The sequence below is a fragment of the Caulobacter vibrioides OR37 genome, assembly GCF_000372645.1.
Classification (GTDB): domain Bacteria; phylum Pseudomonadota; class Alphaproteobacteria; order Caulobacterales; family Caulobacteraceae; genus Caulobacter; species Caulobacter vibrioides_E.
The window spans coordinates 25,223-42,190 of sequence record NZ_APMP01000020.1 but is presented as its reverse complement, the minus strand read 5'-3'; the positions used below and the strand labels follow the sequence as shown (position 1 = coordinate 42,190).

General features: G+C 66.2%; 13 protein-coding genes and 2 pseudogenes. 11 read left to right on the top strand and 4 right to left on the bottom strand.

All coding sequences use genetic code 11. The annotated features are described in order from the left end of the window. The first annotated feature begins 60 nt into the window (after nt 1–60). Both ettA and OR37_RS20805 read left to right on the top strand, forming a co-directional pair. Nucleotides 61–1,728, top strand: a complete 1,668-nt coding sequence (gene ettA / locus OR37_RS14390) for an energy-dependent translational throttle protein EttA (protein ID WP_004621333.1) — start codon at nt 61–63, stop codon at nt 1,726–1,728. Between the two features lie 156 nt (nt 1,729–1,884). Continuing rightward, a complete protein-coding gene (locus OR37_RS20805; RefSeq protein WP_004621332.1) occupies nt 1,885–6,360 on the top strand; it encodes a Ca2+-binding protein, RTX toxin in 4,476 nt (1,491 codons plus the stop codon). Nucleotides 6,361–6,409: 49 nt separating this feature from the next. Here the strand turns inward: OR37_RS20805 and OR37_RS14380 are convergent, their stop codons facing one another. Then, a complete protein-coding gene (locus OR37_RS14380) occupies nt 6,410–6,847 on the bottom strand; it encodes a hypothetical protein (protein WP_004621331.1) in 438 nt (145 codons plus the stop codon). A gap of 165 nt (nt 6,848–7,012) precedes the next feature. Between OR37_RS14380 and OR37_RS14375 the strand changes: the two genes are divergently transcribed. The 3 genes from OR37_RS14375 (at nt 7,013) to OR37_RS14365 (ending at nt 11,006) form a co-directional block, all read left to right on the top strand. Beyond that, on the top strand, nt 7,013–7,564 hold the full coding sequence (locus tag OR37_RS14375; protein ID WP_004621328.1) for a type 1 glutamine amidotransferase domain-containing protein: 552 nt from the start codon (nt 7,013–7,015) through the stop codon (nt 7,562–7,564). A gap of 258 nt (nt 7,565–7,822) precedes the next feature. Continuing rightward, nucleotides 7,823–8,782, top strand: a complete 960-nt coding sequence (locus tag OR37_RS14370; RefSeq protein ID WP_004621326.1) for a 2-hydroxyacid dehydrogenase — start codon at nt 7,823–7,825, stop codon at nt 8,780–8,782. A 199-nt stretch (nt 8,783–8,981) separates the two neighbouring features. Continuing rightward, nucleotides 8,982–11,006 carry an outer membrane beta-barrel family protein gene (locus tag OR37_RS14365; RefSeq protein ID WP_165570620.1) on the top strand — a complete coding sequence of 675 codons (2,025 nt, stop codon included), beginning with the start codon at nt 8,982–8,984 and terminating at the stop codon, nt 11,004–11,006. A 17-nt stretch (nt 11,007–11,023) separates the two neighbouring features. Here OR37_RS14365 and OR37_RS22185 read toward each other — a convergent pair. Together OR37_RS22185 and OR37_RS22180 are read right to left on the bottom strand one after the other, a co-directional pair. Then, nucleotides 11,024–11,280, bottom strand: a pseudogene (locus OR37_RS22185) (hypothetical protein); the annotation flags it as partial. 25 nt (nt 11,281–11,305) lie between these two features. Continuing rightward, a pseudogene (locus tag OR37_RS22180) lies at nt 11,306–11,575 on the bottom strand (carboxymuconolactone decarboxylase family protein); the annotation flags it as partial. A 43-nt stretch (nt 11,576–11,618) separates the two neighbouring features. Between OR37_RS22180 and OR37_RS14355 the strand changes: the two are divergent. Continuing rightward, nucleotides 11,619–11,972 (top strand): winged helix-turn-helix transcriptional regulator, encoded by a 354-nt coding sequence (locus OR37_RS14355; RefSeq protein ID WP_035017458.1) that lies wholly within the window; start codon nt 11,619–11,621, stop codon nt 11,970–11,972. Here the strand turns inward: OR37_RS14355 and OR37_RS14350 are convergent. Then, on the bottom strand, nt 11,969–12,358 hold the full coding sequence (locus tag OR37_RS14350; RefSeq protein WP_004621320.1) for a DUF4431 domain-containing protein: 390 nt from the start codon (nt 12,356–12,358) through the stop codon (nt 11,969–11,971). The genes OR37_RS14355 and OR37_RS14350 overlap by 4 nt on opposite strands. 169 nt (nt 12,359–12,527) lie before the next feature. Here OR37_RS14350 and OR37_RS14345 point away from each other — a divergent pair, with 169 nt between their 5' ends. The 5 genes from OR37_RS14345 to OR37_RS14325 all read left to right on the top strand — a co-directional run bounded on the left by OR37_RS14345 (nt 12,528) and on the right by OR37_RS14325 (nt 16,964). Continuing rightward, complete coding sequence (locus OR37_RS14345) at nt 12,528–12,902, top strand: VOC family protein (RefSeq protein WP_004621318.1); 375 nt, start codon at nt 12,528–12,530, stop codon at nt 12,900–12,902. A gap of 43 nt (nt 12,903–12,945) precedes the next feature. After that, entirely contained in the window at nt 12,946–13,923 is a 978-nt protein-coding gene (locus OR37_RS14340; RefSeq protein WP_004621317.1) for a metalloregulator ArsR/SmtB family transcription factor, read from the top strand. Continuing rightward, nucleotides 13,920–14,864 (top strand): methylenetetrahydrofolate reductase [NAD(P)H], encoded by a 945-nt coding sequence (gene metF, locus OR37_RS14335; protein WP_004621315.1) that lies wholly within the window; start codon nt 13,920–13,922, stop codon nt 14,862–14,864. The genes OR37_RS14340 and metF overlap by 4 nt, the downstream gene beginning before the upstream one ends. Then, nucleotides 14,861–15,730 carry a CAU/MBL1b family subclass B3 metallo-beta-lactamase gene (gene blaCAU, locus OR37_RS14330; protein WP_004621313.1) on the top strand — a complete coding sequence of 290 codons (870 nt, stop codon included), beginning with the start codon at nt 14,861–14,863 and terminating at the stop codon, nt 15,728–15,730. Before metF ends, blaCAU begins: the two co-directional genes overlap by 4 nt. 157 nt (nt 15,731–15,887) lie before the next feature. Then, the gene (locus OR37_RS14325) at nt 15,888–16,964 is read left to right on the top strand and encodes a homocysteine S-methyltransferase family protein (protein ID WP_004621312.1); all 1,077 of its coding nucleotides are present in this window, start codon (nt 15,888–15,890) and stop codon (nt 16,962–16,964) included. Nucleotides 16,965–16,968 lie beyond the last annotated feature (4 nt).

Below are 16,968 nucleotides of genomic sequence, written 5' to 3'. Positions count from 1 at the left end.
CCGGACGGCTATTTCAGCGGCCAATCCCCGAAACCCTCGTCCAGCGAGAACGCGAGCCTCATGGCGCAGCAATACATTTTCCAGATGCAGGGCCTGACCAAGGCCTATCCCGGCGGCAAGAAGGTCTTCGAGAACATCTGGCTGTCGTTCTATTCCGACGCCAAGATCGGCGTCGTCGGCGTCAACGGCTCGGGTAAGTCGACCCTGCTGAAGGTGATGGCCGGTCTGGACAAGGAGTTCTCGGGCGAGGCCCGGGCCGCCGATGGCGTCAAGCGCGGCTATCTCCCGCAGGAGCCGGTGCTGGACCCGACGCTGGACGTCTGGGGCAACGTCATCGCCGACTGCGAAGACAAGAAGATCTTCGACAAGTACAACGAACTGGCGGCCAAGCTCGGCGAGGACTACTCCGACGAGCTGATGGAGGAGATGACCAAGCTCCAGGAGATCATCGACGCCAAGGATCTCTGGGACATCGACTCCAAGATCGAGATGGCCATCGACGCCCTGCGTTGCCCGCCGAACGACGCCAACATCGAGAAGCTGTCCGGCGGCGAGAAGCGCCGCATCGCCCTGGCCCGGCTGCTTCTGAGCAAGCCCGACATGCTGTTGCTCGACGAACCGACCAACCACCTGGACGCCGAGTCGGTGGCCTGGCTGCAGCACCACCTGGAAGAGTTCCCGGGCTGCGTCATCCTGGTGACCCACGACCGCTACTTCCTGGATCAGGTCACCAAGTGGACCCTGGAACTGGATCGCGGCAAGGGCATCCCCTACGAGGGCAACTACTCCGGCTGGCTGGAGCAGAAGCAGAAACGCGTCGTCCAGGAGCAGTCGGAATCGGAAGCCCGTCAGCGCGCGCTCACCCGCGAACTGGAATGGGTCCGCAGCTCGCCCAAGGCGCGTCAGTCCAAGTCTAAGGCGCGTCTGGCGAGCTACGAGGAAATGGTCGCCGCGCAGGAGAACGCCCGCGCCGCCCAGACCCAGGCCCACATCCAGATCCCGCCCGGCCCGCGCCTGGGCAACGTCGTGCTCGAGGTCAGCGGCCTGGAGAAGGAGTACGGCGACAAGGTGCTGTTTAAGGACCTGACCTTCCGCCTGCCGCCCAACGGCATCGTCGGCGTGATCGGTCCGAACGGCGCCGGCAAGTCGACGCTGTTCAAGCTGATCACCGGCCACGAAACGCCGGACGCCGGCTCGATCAAGGTCGGCGAGACGGTCAAGCTGGCCTATGTCGACCAGTCGCGCGACGCCCTCGATCCCAACAAGACCATCTGGGAAGAGATCAGCGGCGGCACCGACGTAATGCTGGTCGGCAAGCGCGAGATCAACTCCCGCGCCTATGTCGGCAGCTTCAACTTCAAGGGCGGCGACCAGCAGAAGAAGGTCGGCCTGCTGTCGGGCGGTGAGCGCAACCGCGTCCACCTGGCCAAGACCCTGGCCACCGGCGGCAACCTGATCCTGCTCGACGAACCGACCAACGACCTGGACATCGAAACCCTGCAGGCCCTGGAAGAAGCGCTGGAAGAGTTCGCCGGCTGCGCCGTGGTCATCAGCCACGACCGCTGGTTCCTGGATCGCCTGGCCACCCACATCCTGGCCTTCGAGGGCGACAGCCACGTCGAATGGTTCGAGGGCAACTTCGAGATGTACGAGGAAGACAAGAAGCGCCGCCTGGGCGCCGACAGCCTGATCCCCAAGCGCATCAAGTTCCAGAAGTTCGCGCGGTAGGGGCGAAGCTTCGGCGATAAAGGAGGCCGGCGGCTGTGGGGCCGCCGGCCTTTTTCTTTATTTCTTCATGTTCCCTAGGGTTTTGAGGCTTGTGGGCCTCAACTCCACATAGTGTATTGCCGGCTTGGATTTCGCGTCAGAGTCGGGTGGGGTTCCGTGAGCACTTTTCAGACGATCGCCACCGGCGATCTCAAGGACGTCGTCCTCAGCAACGACGGCAAGATCGCCTACGTCTCGAATGGCGAGGGCGTGGTCAGCGCGTTCAACCTGGCGACGGGCGACTTCGTCGCGCGCTGGAAGGTCGGGGCGACCTTGGGCGGGATGGATATCTCCCAGGACGGCCGCTACCTCGTGGCGACGGAGCGGACCTATACGTCGACGGGAACGGGCTACGACACCAAGGCCAATGTGACCGTCCATGTCCTGGACCTGACCAACGGCCAGATCCGCGACTACACGACCACCGTCCGAAGCAGCGGCGATGGACCCTTTTATGATGCGGCCTTCACCGCGGACGGCAAGATCGTCCTGTCGCAGAGCTACCAAGGATCGGGTTGGGAACCGCTGACGGTCCTTGATCCCGGCGCCGGGACGTTCACGTTCGGCACGGGGGCCTACTACCAGGACGGAATCCTCTCAGCCTCGGGCAATGGAACCAAGGTCCTCTTCTCCCAGTACGGCATCTCCTCGCAGCCCCTCCAGGTCTTCATACCGGGCGGTGGCGTCACGGCTGAACGTGACGCGGACTACGATAGTCTCCGGGGCTACGGCGCGCAGGCCATATCTTACGACGGTAATCTGATCTTCCGAAGCGGCGCGGTCTATGACAGCGCGCTGAAGCTCAAGGGCGCGCTGAGCGTGCTCCAGCAGGAGCCCATCTCGGCGGCCGGCGCGGTCTTCAGCCCTGACAGCTCAAGTCTTTACGTTCTGGACGACACCAGCGCCAAGATCCTGCAACTCTCGACCACGGACTGGTCCATCCAGAAAGCCTTCGACTCCGGTCTGGTGTCGAGCGGCGCCTACTACGGGCTGTTCAACGGCTTCGCATACGGTGATCGAATGACCGTCTCGGCCGACGGCAAATATCTGACGGTGCTCAGCGACAAGGCCTTGAACGTCATCGATCTGACGACGGTCACCACCCATGACGGTTCCGACAAGGCCGATGTTCTGACCGGCGACGCTTCGGCCAACGTCATCTACGGCTATGGCGGGAATGACATCATCGACGGCGGCGCGGGCAACGACAAGCTCTATGGCGGTTATGGCGACGACCGACTGATCGGCGGTCCAGGCGACGATATCCTGGACGGCGGCGCTGGTTTCGATATCGCCGACTATTCTTCCGCTCCAGGCGCGATCAAGATCGACCTGAACTCAACCTACGCTCAAGATACCGGCAGCGCGGGGCGCGATACGCTGACCGGGATTGAAGGTGTCGTTGGCAGCGCCTTTGACGACACCCTGACGGGCGATGCGAACGCCAATCGTCTCGAAGGCGGCGCCGGGAACGACGTGCTGAAGGGCGGCGCGGGCGCCGACACCCTGCTGGGCGGCGCGGGCGACGATATCCTGAACGGCGGTGTCGGCGACGACACGCTCGACGGCGGCGACGGCTTTGACATCGCTTCCTACGAGAACGCCGCCGCTGGCGTGCGAGTCGACCTGACCAAGGTCGGCGTGATGCAGAACACGCACGGCGATGGCTTCGACACGCTGTCCAATATCGAGGGCCTCAAGGGTTCCGCCTTCAACGACGTTTTCCAGGGCTCGGCGGCGGATGAGACCTTCGAGGGCGGCCGCGGCGACGATATCATCGACGGCGGCGGCGGGGTCGATACGGCGATCTACGGATCGGCGTCGTCGAACTATGCCTGGACCCGCAACGCCGATGGAACCTGGACGGTTCGCGACACGCGCGCGACGGGCGGCGAGGGGACCGATACGCTCCTCAACATCGAGAAGCTGCGATTCACCGACAAGACCGTGACCCTGTCGCCGTCGGACGCCAGTGTCGCGCTCAAGGACGTCTTGCCGCCCAAGGCGGTCGACACGATCGCCACCGGCCAGATCGTGGACGCCGTTCTCTCCCCCGATGGCAAGACCGCCTACGTCTCCAACAGCGAGGGCTACGTCACCGCGCTGAACACGGCGACGGGGGACATTCTCGCGCGTTGGAAGGTCGGCGTGCGACTCGGCGGCATGGATGTGTCGTCGGACGGGCGCTTCATCGTCGTCGCGGAACAGGCGCTGGACAACAGCATCTATGACCGGTCGTCCCTGTCGGGCGTGACGGGCACGATGAAGATCCACGTTCTGGATACGCTGACCGGCCAGGTGAAAGACTATGCCCAGGCGGGCGCTCAGGGAGGAACCTATAACGTCGCTTTCACCAGCGACAACAAGGTGCTGTTCGCCCAGGACGGCTATGGAAACGGCGCCAAGCCGGTGACACTGGACCTCGCGACCGGCGTCTTCGCGACGTCGAATTCGTACGCGATGGTTTCTGGTTCGCTCTACTCGACCGATGATCATAGCAAGACGCTCTTCAGCATCACCGGCATCTCCGATGCGCCGCTCTTCATCTATTCTGGCGGGAGTCTGATCGCCTATCACGGCATGTACGCCGATGGCGTGTACGGCTACGGCGTACCTGTCAGCGCCATCGCGGGCGATGGCAGCTATGTCGCGCAGTTCTCCCGCGACCTCTATGTCTACGACGGATCGCTGCATTTCATTCAGGACGTATCCAAGAGCCATCCTGAACTGGGCTATGGCGTCTTTGGATTGGATTTCAGCGCCGACGGCCGCCACCTCTACGTTGTGGACGCCACCACGGACCGCATCTTCCAGTTCTCGACAGGCAACTGGAGTATCGAGCAGGTCTATTCCCTCGGGGTGGATGTCGGCTTGAGCTCGACGGGCTACTATTCGGCCAGCTTCGGCGACCGGGTGATCGTCAGCAATGACGGAACGCGGATGCTGATCACCAGCGACGTCAGCGTCGTCTCCGTCGACCTCGCGCATCTCAAGCCGGACGGCGGCACGGACAATGCCGACACCCTGGTGGGGACCAGCGGACCCGATCGGCTGGAAGGTTTCGGCGGCGACGACGTCATTAGCGGCGGCGATGGCGACGATATCCTCATCGGCGACAGCGGCAACGACACGCTGAAGGGCGGCCCTGGAAACGACAAGCTGGACGGCGGCGCCGGCAGCGACTGGGCCGACTATCGCGACGCGCCGGGCGGCGTCACGGTGAACCTGGCGATCACCCAGGCCCAGGACACCAAGAGCGCGGGGATCGATACGCTGATCTCCATCGAGAATCTCTGGGGATCGGCCTACGCGGACACGCTGACCGGCGACAGCGGCGCCAACACGATCTCGGGCGGGGCAGGGGATGACGTCATCCGCGGCGGCGGCGGCGCGGACACCCTGATGGGCGACGACGGCAACGACATCCTCATGGGCGAGGACGGTGATGACGCGCTCTACGGCGGCGCTGGCTTCGATATCGCCTCCTACGAAACCGCCGCGAGCGGGGTCACGGTCGACCTGACCAAGGCCGACGTCTGGCAGAATACGCGCGGCGCGGGCGTCGACTTCCTGGATGGCATCGAAGGGCTAAGGGGATCGGCCTATGCCGACATCCTGACCGGCGACGCCGGCGCCAATCTGTTAGATGGCGGTGCGGGCGACGACATCCTGAATGGCGGCGCGGGGGACGACACGCTGATCGGCGGCCCCGGCAACGATACGATCGATGGCGGCGATGGGAACGACACGGTCATCTACAAATCGGCCAAGTCGAACTATTCGGTGGTCCAGAACGCCGACGGCTCGACCACGGTGACCGATCTGCGATCCGGTTCGCCCGACGGAACCGACAAGCTGATCAATGTCGAGCACATCGTGTTCGCGTCCGACCCGTCGGCGGCGGAAATCACCTCCGAGATGAACGCGATCCTGCGGACCAGCGCGTCCTCGGCCCTGGCCGGACTCTCACAGGATCTGCTTGCCAAGTGGACGGCCGGAACGCTGTCGGCGGATCAGGTCACCGCCGCGATCGTCAAGCAAGCCGGCGCCACGACCTCCGTCGCGACCCTGGCCTATGAGTTCTTCACCGGAAAGATTCCAAGCCAGGCCGGCGTCGACTATCTGGTCTCGCCGACCGGTCCGAACGCCAACAACCTCAACAGCGCCTACTACCAGACCTTCAATCTGGAGAACCGCTACATCAACTTCGCGGTGAACCTCGGCAAGAATGGCGAGGGCAAGGACGCTTTCGCGGCCAAGTATGGCGCGATGAGCCTCTTCGACGCGACGCGCGAGGTCTACAAGACCATCTTCGGCGCGGCGCCGACGGACGCCAAGATCCATGCCCTGATCGACACCCGCGCCGACTATTTCGCCTACTACGGCGGCGACGGCGCGAACGGCGTCGGGACGAAGGCGGCGATGGTCGGTTGGCTCCTGGCCGAGGCGCAGAAGGCCGACCTGGGCGTCATGGTCAGGTCCAACGACGCTTGGCTGACGGACCTGGCGGACGGCTCCGCGCCGTTCGCGATCGACATCCTCGATCCGGCCAAGGGCTATTACAAGGCCGACTTCGTGTACGGCGGGGCCTGAGCGGCGGAGCGGCCGGAGGCGTCTCGGGGCCGCTCCGCCGCGTTCGGGCCTATTTGGGTTGCGTCGGATTGGCGGGCGACGACATGTCCGGCGTGTTCGGCTGGGCCGGCGCGTTGGTCGGCGGCGTCGAGGGCATGCTGGGCGAGGCGCTGTTGCTCGGCGGATTCACCGAGGTGTCCGGCGTGGTCGCCGGCGGCATCGCCGACATGTCGCCCGACGGCGTCGTCGCCCCGGTCATCGGCGAGCTCTGCATCGGAACGGTGGCCGAGGTGTCGGTCGCCGAACCGGTCGAGGCCGAGCCCGACCACCAGTCCTTGTTGGCCCGCGCCTTGGGCGAGGCCTTCAGATAGGCGTCGAGCTGTGAGTAGGGGATCGGCTGCTTGGGGGCGGCCACGGCGGCCGACGACTTGGGCTGGGCGGCCAGGGCCGCGCCGCCGCAGACCAGCATCGAGAGCGCCGCGGTCGCGGCGAGCGTCTTGGTCAACATCAGGGTTCTCCGTGCGTTGAGCGCCGTCTTGGCGCTTCAAGCAAAACCCGCGACGGCGCCGGTCGTTCACAGCTTGGCCTTGCGCATGGCCGGGAACTCGCCGGGCGCCGAGCCGGTTTCTCCGCGACCTGTCGCTCCCCCGACGTTCGCAAAGGATCCCCCGCCATGACCGATCAAACTCTCTCCGGCCACAAGGTGGCCGTGCTGGCCACCGATGGCTTCGAGCAATCCGAACTCGAGAAACCCGTCGAGGCGCTGAAGGCGGCCGGCGCGGAGGTCGAGGTGGTCTCGCCCAAGTCCGGCCAGATCCAGGGCTGGGAGCACCACGACAAGGGCCGCGCCGTACCCGTGGATCGCGAGCTCTCCGCCGCGCGTCCTGAGGACTACGACAGCATCGTGTTGCCGGGCGGTGTGATCAATCCCGACGCGCTCCGGCTGGAGCCCAAGGCCATCGCCTTCATCCGCCACTTCGTCGCCGCCAGGAAGCCGATCGCGGCCATCTGTCATGGTCCCTGGACGCTGATCAACGCGGGCGCGGTCGATGGCAAGGAAATGACCTCGTGGCCGTCGCTGGAGACCGACCTGAAGAACGCCGGCGCGAACTGGGTCGATCGTGAAGTGGTGGTCGACGACGGCCTGGTCACCTCGCGCAAGCCCGACGACCTGCCGGCCTTCTGCGCCAAGATGATCGAGGCGTTCGCCGAAGGCCGACACTGAACCCGTAACACCACCGTGAAGGCCCGTCTGGAGCATTTTCCGATAAGTGTGAAACGGTTATCGGATCGAAAAATGCTCTAAGCTTTTGATTTGGAGCCCTTTCCGATCTGATTGGATCAATCAACTCGGAAAGGGCTCTAGCGGCGGGCCTTTGTGCTGCTTAGGTCTGGCCAAGCGCTCCCAGCGGAGTAGCTTGGTCCGCAAGACGTTTGTCCCGCCGGTCCGCGCGACCGGCCTCGCATGGAGGACGCGCCCGCAATGCCGCAAACCCCGGTCGAAAAGCCCCACATCCTGCTGTCGCACGAGATGTTGATGCCGCTGCAGCCGATGCTGGAGGGCGCCTACGAAGTCCATCGACTTTGGGACTATCCCGACCGGATCGCGTTCCTGGAAGGACCGGGGCGCCGCGTGCGCGCCATCGTCCACGCGGGCGAGTTCGCCCTCTCGCGCGACATGCTGTCGGAAATGCCGCAGCTGGGTCTGATCGCCTGCGTCAGTGTCGGCTATGACGGCGTCGACGTCCCGTGGTGCAAGGCGCACGGCATCGCCGTCACCCACTCGACGGGGCTGAACGCCGCCGATGTCGCCGACCACGCGGTGGGACTGGTTCTGGCCGCCTGGCGCGGCATCGTCGAGGGCGATCAGCGCCTGCGCGGCGGCCACTGGACCCATGCGGAGCGCATGGCCCCGCGCCACGGCCTGCGCGGCCGCAAGGCGGGCATCGTCGGCCTGGGCCACATCGGCGAGGCCGTCGCCAACCGTCTGAGCGCCTTCGAGATGAAGGTGTCCTGGTGGGGGCCGCGCCCCAAGGACAGCGGCTATCGTCGCGCCGAGAGCTTGATGGCCCTGGCGCGCGACAGCGATGTGCTGGTGATCTGCTCGCGCTCCGACGCCTCGAACCGTCATTTGATCGACAAGGCCGTGATCGAAGCCGTCGGGCCTCAAGGCCTGATCGTCAATGTCGCGCGCGGCGCGCTGATCGACGAGGACGCCCTGATCGAGGCCCTGAAGGCCGGAACCCTGGGCATGGCGGCTCTGGACGTCTATGCGCAGGAGCCTACGCCGCCCGCTCGCTGGGTCGGCGTGCCGCATACGGTGCTGACGCCGCACTCGGCGGGGGCCACTCTGGACAGCCTTCCCGCCATGGTCAGCCTGACCTTGGAGAACCTGCGGCGTTACTTCCACGGCGAACCGCTGGCCTCGCCCGTGGCGGCTTAACGCGCGGGGCGGAAGCTTGACAAAGCTCCTCGGCGCTCATTGCGAGCGCCGAAGCGTTCCGCGACTTAAGCGATAGGTCGAGATGATCGTTTCACTTGACCTATCCGCCCTCGCAGCTCCCGCCGTCCAGGAGCCCGCATCCCAGACTCCGGCGCCTCCGGCCGCGAGCCGTCCGCCTAACAGGGTCGATGGCGTCGTGGTGTCCGCGCCATCCAAGGACGGCGTGCGCAGCGCCATAGACCGGCGCGCTTACAGCCTTTCCGGCGATCTGCAGGCGACGACAGGATCGATCGGCGACGCGCTAGGCAACCTTCCGTCGGTCGAGGTCGACGCTCAGGGAAACCTCGCGCTGCGGGGCGACCCGAACGTCACCATCTTGGTGGACGGCAAGCCCTCCGGTCTTTTCAACGGCGCGGGCCGCGCGGCGGCCCTGCAACAGCTCCCCGCCAATCAGTACGACCGCGTCGAGATCATCACCAACCCGCCGGCCGCCTTCAACGCCAACGGGTCGGGCGGGGTCATCAATCTGATCAGCAAGAAGGCCCATGGCGCGGGCCGCACGGGCTCTCTCCAGGCCAGCGCCAGCGACAAGGGCGACGCCAATGTGAGCGCGTCGCTCGGCTACAATGCCAACAAGCTATCCTTGAACGGCGACCTGACCGTGAGACGCGACGTGCGTCATATGACGATCAGCGACAACCGTCGTGAGGCCGGTGAGGTCGAAAGCGCCAATGTTCGTCGGGCCGATCCCAGCACCTATACCGGCACGGCGCACGTGGCCGCCGACTACGACCTCGATCCGCGCACCAAGCTGTCGGCGGAAGCGCACGTCATGCAGCTGGATTTCCTCAGTCATCCGAACGACGTCTTCGTCGTCCGATCGCCCGCGGGCCAGAGCCGGTCCGCGCGGGACGAGCGACGGACCAACCGGGTTTATGACGACGAGATCGAGACCCAGCTGATCCGCAAGATGGCGGGCGAGGATCACGACCTGACGCTGGGCCTGACGCGCGGCTCGACGATCAACAAGGACCGTCAGCCCTATCTCTACAGTCTCGGCGCGCCGGCGGCCGGGGCCTACGAGTCGTTCAATTTCGACCAGCGCCAGACCCTGACGCGGGCTTCGGTCGACTATCGCAAGCCCCTGCCCAAGGACGCCAAGCTGACCGCGGGCGGCCAGATCGAGGACGACGGCTATCTCTACGAGAACAGCGGCGCGCGCGGCGCCAGCGCGGCGTCGGCGACGCCGGACCCAGTGCAGGCCAACCGTTTCCACTACGGGCAGGTCGTTTCCGCGGTCTATGCGACGTTGGAGCGGCCCTTCGGCAAGCTGACCGTGCAGACAGGCGTTCGGGTCGAGCACGCGCGGATCACGACCGGGCAACTGACCTTGGGCGGCGAGCGGCGCGACAGCGACACCCGCGCTTTTCCGTCGCTCTATCTGGACTATGCGCTGGACGACAAGCGGCGGCTGAAGGCCAGCTACGCCCAGCGGATCGAACGGCCCGATCCGGATGATCTCAACCCGTTTCCCAGCCGCGCCGGAGCTCTGATCGTGACCGCCGGCAATCCGGACCTGAAGCCGGAGGAAACGCGCGGCTACGAGGCGTCCTACGAATATCGCGACGGACCGACCTATCGGATGGCGACGCTCTTTCTGCGCGATATCCGCGATACCGTGACCGATATCCTCACCCCGCTGGACGGCGGGACCTTGCTGTCCACCAAGCGGAACCTGGGTCGAAAGCGCAACGCCGGCCTGGAGCTTTCGGCGGGCGGACGATTGGCGCCCAAGCTGACCTACACCACCAGCGCCACCGCCACCTATTCCGAGATCGATCCTGGAAACCTGACCGTCCAAGCCAAGCGCTCGGCGGTTCTGGTCGGCGGCAAGGCCTCTCTGAACGCGCAGATGTCCCCCGCAGATCTGCTGCAACTGAACCTTGTCGTCCGCGCCAATCGCCTGACGCCGCAGGGCCATGGACCCGCCTATGGCCGGATCAATCTTGGCTATCGGCGCAAGATCGATGACCGGCTGTTCCTCGTGGCCAGCGTCCGCGACCTGTTCAACACCGGTAACCGCATCCGGGATTTCATTGACCAGCCGGGCCTGAGTCAGCGCACCGAGTACAGCTACGACTCGCGCCGCGTCACCATCGGCCTGTCCTACGCCCTGGGCGGCAAGGCGAAGAAGGCGCCCAGCTTCGACTACGGCGGTCCCTAGGCGGGTCGCGCGAGACCTTACATCTCGGAGCCGGAGCAAGGGGGCGGAAACGGCGTGGCGAAGGCTTCCGGCTGGAGGCGCAGGCCGTTCGCGAGCAGACTGACGGTCCGATAGAATCCGGCCAGCATCATCAACTCGAGACGGGCCTCTTCCGAGAAGGCGTCGGCGAGTCGGGACCAAAGAAGGTCGTCGATGTCGGCGCTCGCGTTCACCGCATCGCAGAAGGCGATCAGCAGCGCGTCTCGCGGACTCCAGCAAGACGCGATCCCCTGCGCGGCGGTGGCCGCCAACTGCTCGGCGTCGAGACCGGCCGCCGAGGCGAAGATCGCCGCGTGCACGCCCCACTCATAGCCGCAGCCGTTCAGGGCGCAGACGCGATGGATGACGATTTCACGGTCGCGCAGGGACAGGTGGCCCTGATCCAGAAGGCCGCCGCCAGTGAAGCGGGCAAACAGTCGCTCGTCCCGGGCCAGGGTGCGGAACAGCGACAAAGGCTGCTCGCCGGGCGTCTTCAAGGTCCGCAGCGTGCGATCGACGGCGGGCGGATAGGGGGCTTCGGCGAGCGGCATTCTGGGCGACATGGCGAGATCTCCGTGCTACAAAATTTGTATCATGAAGACCGATGATGTTGCTACAAAAATTGAAGCACCTCTTCCCGGGGGCGCGGTCCGAGGCTCGGAGACCGGCAAGCCGATCATGGCGGCGCTGGACCTCCTGGGGCGGCGAGGCGCGCTGCGGATCGTCTGGGAACTGCGCGAGGGACGGGTGCTGACCTTCCGAGCCCTGCTGGCGGCGGCGGAGCTGCCGCCGGGCACCCTGAACACGCGCCTCGCCGAGCTTCGGGCGGCCGACGTGGTGGCGGCCGATGGGGGCTATCGGCTGACCGCGCGCGGCGCCGAGTTGATCGTCGCGCTCTGGCCGCTGATGGCCTGGTCCGAAGCCTGGGCCGCGTCGCTGCGAACCTAAGGCCGGCGGGCCAGGGTCACGCCTTGCAGCAGGATCGACGTGTGATGATGGCCGCTCATCGGGCTCATGAAATCGCCCTGGGCGATGATCGGCTTGCCGAGCAGCGGGCGGTAGCGGGCGAAGTCCTCGGGCGCCAGGATAAGCTGGATCTCGCGCACGTTCTTGGCGCCCTCGCCGGTCTCGGGATCCTTTGGATCGTTCGCGACGCAGATCGGGCGGGCCAGGCGCAGCAGCCAGTAACGCTCGGGCGTATCGCCATCCTTGATCGACTCGAAGTTCGGCGGACCAGGAAAGGTGTGGGCGACCAGCACGCCCTCAAGGCGCTGCGGACCCGCGTGGGGCAGGCAGTTGGGCGCGGAAAGCAGCATCAGGGCGGCAAGCAACATGGCAGGTTCCCAAAACCTTGCTAGAGCCTCGCGCGTCAAAACGGAATCGTTTTGACGCGATAACGAGGCTCTAAATCAAATACTTAGAGCGTGACTCGCGCCGAAACCGGTTCCCACTTTCGGCGTCACGCTCTAGGCTCGCACCATCGCAGCGATTGGAGGCGCGAAAGTGGCCAAGGTTCTGGGTCTGGGCGGTATCTTTTTCAAGGCGGAGGATCCCGCCGCCTTGCGCGAGTGGTACGGCCGCGTGCTGGGCTTCGACGTGCAGAGCTGGGGCGGGGCTCTGTTCAAATATCCGGCGGGTAAGTCGACCTGGTCGCCGTTCGCGGCCGACACGAAATATTTCGAGCCTTCGAACGCGCCGTTCATGATCAATTTCATCGTCGACGATATCGATGGCGTGCTGGCCAAGGCCGCCGCCGAGGGCGTCGAGCCGCTGGGACGGCAGGACGAGGGCGGCATGGGTCGTTTCGCCTGGCTTCTGGACCCGGCCGGGGTCAAGATCGAGCTTTGGGAGCCGGTCAAAGCCGACGCCGGGGCATAATCTTCTCTTGCCAAATCGGATATAAAGATATCTTTATATCCCTATGAAGCTTACAGCCGAACAGGTCGTCGAGGTGCTGCGCGCCGCCGGCGAGTCCACGCGTCTGCGGCTCCTGGCCCTGCTGGCGGCCGAGGAGCTGTCGGTGCTGGAGCTGTGCCGCATTCTCGACCAGAGCCAGCCGCGCGTGTCGCGCCATCTGAAGCTGCTGGCCGAGGCCGGGCTGGTCGAACGGTTTCCGGACGGCGCCTGGGTGTTCTATCGCCTGGCGGCCAAGTCGCCCGGCCGGTTCCTGGTCGAGCAGGCGCTGGACCTGATCGACGACGCCGATGTGATCGTCCGGGCCGACGCCGATCGGTTGGCCGCCGTGCGAGCCGAGCGCTCGACCGACGCCCAGGCCTATTTCGCCCGCAACGCCGCGCGTTGGAACGAGATCCGCTCGCTCTATGTCGACGAGGACGAGGTCGAGGCCGCGATCCTGCGCGCCGCCGGCGAAGGGCCGTTCGACGAAATGGTCGATCTGGGCGCCGGCGCGGGCCGGATGCTGACCCTGCTGGGCAAGCGGGCCAGCAACGCCCTGGGCCTGGATCTTTCGCAGCAGATGCTGAACATCGCGCGCGACGAGGTGGCCAAGGCGGGTCTCGCCCGTTGCGAGCTGCGCCACGGCGACATCTTCCGCACCGGACTGCCGGGCGGCTGCGCCGACCTCGTCACCGTGCATCAGGTGCTGCACTACCTGTCGGATCCGGCCAGCGCCGTGGCCGAGGCCGCCCGGCTGGTGACGCCCGGCGGCCTGCTGCTGATCGCCGACTTCGCGCCGCACGATCACGAGTTCCTGCGCGAGGTCCATCAGCACCGCCGTCTGGGCTTCGACGACGTCGAGATCGTCACCTGGCTTCAGGCCTCGGGCCTGGCGCTGGAAAGCAACATCGCTCTGCCGCCCGCCACGGGCGAGGGCCTGACCGTCAAGATCTGGACCGCGCGTCGTCCGCTTCGCGTCGCCGCCGAAAGGACCGCCGCATGACCCTTCCGCCGACCCGCCGCGTCATCGGCCCCGTCGCCCGCGCGGGCGAGCGCACGGACCGCCCGCGCGTCTCGTTCGAGTTCTTCCCGCCCAAGACGCCGCGCATGGAAGAGAACCTCTGGCAGGCGATCACCCGTCTGGCCCCGCTGGATCCGGCCTTCGTGTCGGTGACCTATGGCGCCGGCGGCTCGACCCGCGAGCGCACGCACCGGACGGTCAAGCGCATCCTGGACGAGACCCAGCTGAAGCCGGCCGCCCACCTGACCTGCGTCGGCGCCAGCCGCGAGGAAGTGGACGAGGTGATCCGCGAATATTGGCAGACGGGCGTTCGTCACATCGTCTCGCTGCGCGGCGATCCGCCGCCGGGGGAGGGCGGCATCGGCGGGGTCTATGTTCCGCGCGCGGACGGCTACGCCAACGCCACCGAGCTGACCCGCGCGGTGCGGGCCGTGGCTCCGTTCGAGGTGCTGGTCGGCGTCTATCCCGAGAAGCATCCGGAAAGCCCCTCGATCGAGCACGACATCGACGTGTTGAAACAGAAGATCGACGCCGGCGCGACGCTGGGCATCAGCCAGTTCTTCTTCGATCTCGACGCGTTCCTGCGCTTCGTCGACAAGGTGCGGGCCGCCGGGATCACCATTCCCATCGTGCCGGGCGTCATGCCGGTGACCAACTTCAACGGCCTCAAGACCATGGCCGCCGCGTGCCAGACGGCGATCCCATCGTGGCTGGCCAACCTGTTCGAAGGTCTGGACGACGACGCCGAGACCCGCCGTCTGATCGCCTGCTCGGTCGCCGCCGAGATGTGCGCCAAGCTGCGGGAACAGGGCTTCGAGGACTTCCACTTCTACACCCTGAACCGGGCCGATCTCGTCTACGCCATCTGCCGTGTGCTGGGCGTGCGCGAGGTTTCGCCGGCTCCAGCGGAGGCCGCGGCATGAAGCGCGTTCTGATCGCCCTGGCGATGTCGGCCCTGGCCCTGGCGCCAGCGGCCCACGCCGACATGCCGGCCAACTGGACCAAGCCGACGCGGCCCTATCGCGTGGTCGGTAACATCTACTACGTCGGGACGGAGGGCATCTCGTCCTGGCTGATCGTCTCGTCCGAGGGCCATGTGCTGCTGGACGCCGGCCCGAACGCCGAGGTCGGCAAGCAGATCGAGCGCAACATCACCGCGCTGGGCTTTCAGCTGACCGACGTGAAGGTCCTGATCAACACCCACGCCCACTACGACCACGCCGGCGGCTTCGCCCAGCTGAAGGCCGACATCCCGACCGCCAAGCTGTGGATCTCGCGCGGCGACGCGCCGGCCATCGAGCAGGGCCATCATATCGGCGACAACGAGAATGGTCCGACGCCGATGCCGCCGGTCAAGGTCGACAAGACCTTCGGCGACGGCGCCAAGCTCAAGTTGGGCGAGACCGCCCTGATCGCGCACCTGACGCCGGGCCACACGATTGGCTGCACCAGCTGGACCACGGCGGTGATCGAGCGAGGGCGGCCGCTGAACGTGACCTTCCCCTGTTCGCTGTCGGTGGCCGGCAATGTGTTGGTCGGCAACAAGACCCATCGCAACATCGTGGCGGACTATCGCCAGAGCTTCGTCAAGCTGCGCGCGATCCCCACCGACGTCATGCTGCCCGCGCACGAGGAGCAGGGCGACCTGCTGGCCAAGCGCCGCAAGCAGTTGCGCGGCGACCCGAACGCCTTCGTCGACCCGACCGAGCTTGGCCGGTTCGTCGACGCCTCCGAAGCCGCCTTCAACCAGGAACTCGCGCGCCAGCAGGCGGCGGGAGGCGCGCGATGAAAGCGCCCCCTCCGTCTCGCCGCCGCGCGTCGATCCACCTCCCCCGTTTCTCGGGGGAGGATGCAATAATTTCCTCCTCACCCGCGAAGCGGGGGAGGTGGCGCGCCGCGAATACGCGGCGTGACGGAGGGGGCGCTTGCGCTTCGGAGTTCCGCCCATGACCGACCTGTCCATCCGCGCCAATCGTGTCGCCGCCCTCAAGGCCGCCGCCCAGGAGCGCATCCTGATCCTGGACGGCTCCTGGGGCGTGATGTTCCAGAAGAAGGGCCTGTCCGAGGCCGATTACCGGGCCGAGCGCTTCGCCGCCTATAACGGCCAGATGAAGGGCAACAACGACATCCTGTGCCTGACCCGGCCGGATCTCGTGGCCGAACTGCACGACGCCTACTTCTCGGCCGGCGCCGACATCTCCGAGACCAACACCTTCTCGGGCACGACCATCGCCCAGGCGGACTATCACCTGTCGGAGCAGGACGTCTGGGACATCAATTTCGAGGGGGCCAGGATCGGCCGCTCGGTCGCCGACCGCTGGAACGCCGAGAACCCGGCTCGCCCGAAGTTTATCGCCGGCTCGATCGGGCCGCTGAACGTCATGCTGTCGATGTCGTCGGATGTGAACGACCCCGGCGCGCGCAAGGTGACCTTCGACCAGGTCTACGGGGCCTATCGTCAGCAGGTGGACGCGCTCTATCAGGGCGGAGTCGACCTCTTCCTGATCGAGACGATCACCGACACCCTGAACTGCAAGGCGGCGATCAAGGCCATCCTGGACTGGCGCGACGAGGGCCACGAGGAGCTGCCGATCTGGATCAGCGGCACCATCACCGACCGCTCGGGCCGGACGCTGTCGGGCCAGACGGCGGAAGCCTTCTGGAACAGCGTCAAGCACGCCAAGCCGTTCGCGGTGGGCTTCAACTGCGCGCTGGGCGCTGATTTGATGCGCCCGCACATCGCCGAGATGGCCCGCATCGCCGACACCCTGGTCGCGGCCTATCCCAACGCTGGTCTGCCCAACGCCATGGGGCAGTACGACGAGGAGCCGCATCAGACCGGCCACGCCCTGCACGAGTGGGCCAAGGACGGCCTGGTCAACATCCTGGGCGGCTGCTGCGGCACCACGCCGGACCACATCCGTCACGTCGCCGACGAAGTGCGCGGCGTGAAGCCCCGCCAGATCCCCGAACGCCCCAAGGCCATGCGCCTGGCCGGCCTCGAACCCTTCGAACTCGCCTAAGGTC